The sequence below is a fragment of the Ruminococcus sp. 1001136sp1_2201st1_G3_2201SCRN_220225 genome, from assembly GCF_040924365.1.
GTDB lineage: Bacteria > Bacillota > Clostridia > Lachnospirales > Lachnospiraceae > Blautia_A > Blautia_A faecis.
The window spans coordinates 1-3,861 of the sequence record NZ_JBCOME010000120.1 but is presented as its reverse complement, the minus strand read 5'-3'; the positions used below and the strand labels follow the sequence as shown (position 1 = coordinate 3,861).

Below are 3,861 nucleotides of genomic sequence, written 5' to 3'. Positions count from 1 at the left end.
ACTCTGCAGAATCAGTAATCGTATCTGCCTGGAAAATGGACTTGCCACCAGTATGCCAACCGGAGAAAAAGGAAAAAGCTATAAAGAGAACATGGAATATCATCGTGGCACCAGTTGGAAAGCCAAGCTACGTGTTGCAGTTGATAAAGCAATCTGGACTTCCATCAACTATGAGGAATTTCTACAAAAAATGCAGTTAGCTGGATATGAAGTCCGGCAGGGAAAGCATCTTTCTTTCCGTGCACCGGAACAAAAAAATTTCACTTATATGAAATCTCTGGGAAGTTATTATACGGAAGAAAACGTCCGCATCCGCTTAGCTAAAAATCGTAGCAAAGTGAAAACTCCAAAACATCTGTCCAGAGAAGCTCGCCTGTATATCAATATCTCCACGTATGTAACGACTGGCAATCGAGAAGGATTTGAACATTGGGCAAAACTCAATAATCTAAAAGAGGCAGCCCGCACCTTCAACTATCTTTCAGAAAATAACCTACTGAATTATGAGGATTTCAGGCAGCATGTTTCTGATGTTGATGCTTCTGTTAAAGCGGCTGATCAGAGAATAGCACACATCACCAGTGAGCTAAGCACGCAGAAAGTCATTCAGAAACACTGTGATTCTTACCGGCTCTGCCGTAAAGTGATAGAAGATTGCAAATCTGCAAAAAATCCAAAAGAATACCGTTCCAAGCATCTGGCAGAATACCAACTCCACGATTCACTAAAAAAAGAGCTTCAGGATCTCGGTGTTACCAAAATCCCTAGCTCTGAAAAAATCCAGAAGCGGATTGAAAATCTTGAATCTGAACAAGCTGCTACCGTCCGGGAAAAACAGAAATTACAGAAAAAGCAGAAAACACTGGATATCATTCAGCAAAATTTCTCTGTGCTGCTCGATGCTCCTGAAATCAATTCAGACTTACTTCCGGCAAAACGGGAACCTGTTTCTGTCACAAGAGATAAATAAGATTGCACTGACAACTCAATTATTCTCTTCCAAATCTTCCCAAGGTTTCAGACCCATTTCCTCCCAGGTGACACCATACGGTGCACCTCCGGAGGTATAACCGGCAATAACGAAAAATCTGTCATCTTGCAAGATTTCTTCTTTAGCCAGATTATCTCTTGTTTCTTGTTTCCGTCTTGCTCGCCTCTGCTGCTTCTTTTGTTTCGCAACAGCTGCTTTTTCTTCCGGCGTTTTCTTATGTTTTTTTGCCATAAGTGTTTCTATTATAATTCCATTCTGAATGTCTCTCAGGATACGTTCTTCATAACTCTTTTCACGCTTTTCAACAATTTTATAAAATTCTTCATATTCCGTTTTAGGAGCAAGCGATTGAACTGCCGTAAACAAACTTTTGCATATATCATTCATTTCAGTAGCATCCGGCATTCGCTGATTCTCAAGATAAAACTTCAAGTGCATTTTGTATGTTTTATCTGCTATTGCACTCTTCTGTTTTTGTTTTAAGTCTTTATAGCTTCTGTCGTTCCTCTGCATCTACAATTCCTCATCTGCCTTCTTTCTCCCGTGCCATCAAAAGCATTTTTTCAAAAGACTGAGCGAATCTTTCATCATCTTCCTCCGTCCGCTTCTTCGGTCCCTTGACATGACATTTACGGGAACTTCTTCTGGCTTTTTTACTCAGGTGACGTTCCATTAGCATCTGATCAATATTATCATCCGTGTACCATTTACCTGATTGATGAATAGCATAAGCACCTTTTCCCAATGCCATTGCAGCCACACCATAGTCCTGTGATACGACAATATCTCCTTTATGGCAGATACTAATCAGTTTATAATCTACTGCATCTGCTCCTGCACCGACAACAACAACTTTACTATAAGTCGATGACAGAACATGGTTTGTATCACACAACAACATTACCGGAACACTATTATCTTTTGCAATCTTTTCAATGATCGCAACCACTGGGCAGGCATCTGCATCAACAAATATTTGCATCTTTCTATTTCTCCTCTGAACCATTATAAGAATAAGCTCTGCTGTTCGTATTCTGCCTCTCGTTTTAGCTGAACCGGTACCTGATGCAGAATTTGCTCCATTTTCCTGTCATCGAACCAATCTTTCAGCTGTCCTTTTTCCAATATCAGCGGCATACGATCATGTACTTTTATCATAGATTCATTGGCTGCTGTAGTCATAATCACAAATCGTCGTTCATTCTCAAACCAATCACAGAAGCCAGCCATATACAATACTGGTGCATCATATCTGGAAAATGTATTTTTCTCTTTTAACCGATTCCATTCATAGAACCCACTTGCCGGTATCAAAATGCGGTGATAGAGGATTCCATTTCGAAAAGAAGGTTTGTCCATAACAGATTCTGCTCTTGCATTTATAACCAGATTCTTTCCTTGTGACAATGGATATCCCCACTTGCAAACATCCAGTTTCAATCCATGTTCTGATTTTTCAATGATCGGTGCTACATTGGTTGGAAAGATATCTCCTGCAAAATGTTCCTGCCGGATCCGTTGGTCTATATCATGCACTACTTTTTCGATTTCATCTGCCATATCAGAATCAATATAATATCTACCACACATAATACTTCCTTCACTTATAGATTCTATTTCATCAAATATACATCATTTATTTCTAGGCACTTTAAACTCAGTTAATCTATAATTTTGAATCCACCCCATACATTCTTCACCATCTTCATTCTCCCAAATTATCTGTCGCCACTTTTTATATTTATCTATAATTCTAACAACTTTCCCTTCCTCAAGCTTTTCAATTACAATCGAATGGCAGTCATGCTTCAGTCGTACAATAGATTCTCTATTAACGATTCTATATTTAGTCGTATTTAGCTCCTTCGCATCATATCCCATTCCAACGATGTAATAATTATTGACTTGTTGTGTATAATTGTAATTATTTATCGTTGTTGCTGAAGAATTCGTAACTCCCAAAACAACTGATATAATCGTAATAATAAAGTTCAGCCATTCTCGTATTTCTTTAACATCTATCGTTCGTTTTTCTTCTATTGGCAAATTCTGCTTCTCTTTATTTATCGAAAGATTCGTTGCTCTTTCATATTCCGATGCAATAGTTTCTGACACCGTATCAATATCCCATTCTTCGGATTCTGAGAAAACTTGATCGGTAACTCTTCCCAATAAATTTATATGAGGCTTCTGGCATAATGGTGGAAGCCTAACACCATAAATTAACAACACCATATTGAAAAAACACTTGTGTCCTTTAATGTATTAACTGCGAAGAAAAACACAAAAGGAGTATTCACAAGTGGCTTCAGTTAATACATTATGCAAAAGTGTCCTTAATGTCAAGAACACAGTTATAAAAAATTGTAATCTTTACTCTGATAAGAATGGAGTTAAACATATTCGTATCCAAGCAAGACCTAATAAATGGCACGAGAACGACTGCCCATTCTGCCATAAATCATGCCCTGTTTATGATAAACATTCCAGTAGTATAATGCCGAGATATTACGAAGATAACTCGTAGAAAATGCAAAGTCCAGTCGCAAGTTTAGACACGATATTGCTCTTAACAGTCGTATAAAATCAACATTTGCAGGGATTTATCAAATTCCGACATACCGTCTTAGAAAATGAATAATCCCTCGCAATTCATTATGAACTACGAGGGACTGCTTACTGACTGTTAAAGCGGTAGCCGATCTCACGAACACTATCTATGGAAAAGTGAGAGTTTGTATCACAAAGTTTTTTACGAAGATTCCGAATGTGAAAGCCTACGGTATCCTTTTCATTGGTGCTAGAATATAAATAGTACAAGCCAAAATGAGAAATTCCAAATACACATAAGCATGATACAATAGAGACAT

Annotated in this window: 6 protein-coding genes; 1 reads left to right on the top strand and 5 read right to left on the bottom strand. The window is 38.0% G+C overall.

The genetic code is table 11. The features are described 5' to 3' along the window. A partial coding sequence (locus tag AB5642_RS20025) for a relaxase/mobilization nuclease (protein ID WP_368371941.1) occupies window positions 1–970 on the top strand: 970 nt, incomplete at its 5' end. A 15-nt stretch (window positions 971–985) separates the two neighbouring features. Here AB5642_RS20025 and AB5642_RS20020 read toward each other — a convergent pair. From AB5642_RS20020 to AB5642_RS20000, 5 genes are all read right to left on the bottom strand, one after another. After that, window positions 986–1,396: a hypothetical protein gene (locus tag AB5642_RS20020; RefSeq protein WP_226841039.1), complete on the bottom strand. Its 411-nt coding sequence runs from the start codon at window positions 1,394–1,396 to the stop codon at window positions 986–988. 118 nt (window positions 1,397–1,514) lie between these two features. Beyond that, on the bottom strand, window positions 1,515–1,973 hold the full coding sequence (locus tag AB5642_RS20015) for a YaiI/YqxD family protein (protein ID WP_015514506.1): 459 nt from the start codon (window positions 1,971–1,973) through the stop codon (window positions 1,515–1,517). A 23-nt stretch (window positions 1,974–1,996) separates the two neighbouring features. Then, window positions 1,997–2,581, bottom strand: a complete 585-nt coding sequence (locus tag AB5642_RS20010) for an SOS response-associated peptidase (protein WP_012744277.1) — start codon at window positions 2,579–2,581, stop codon at window positions 1,997–1,999. Window positions 2,582–2,623: 42 nt separating this feature from the next. Next, on the bottom strand, window positions 2,624–3,226 hold the full coding sequence (locus AB5642_RS20005) for a hypothetical protein (RefSeq protein ID WP_015514507.1): 603 nt from the start codon (window positions 3,224–3,226) through the stop codon (window positions 2,624–2,626). Window positions 3,227–3,667: 441 nt separating this feature from the next. After that, window positions 3,668–3,861: helix-turn-helix domain-containing protein (locus AB5642_RS20000; protein ID WP_368371939.1), on the bottom strand; the 194-nt coding region annotated here is incomplete at its 5' end.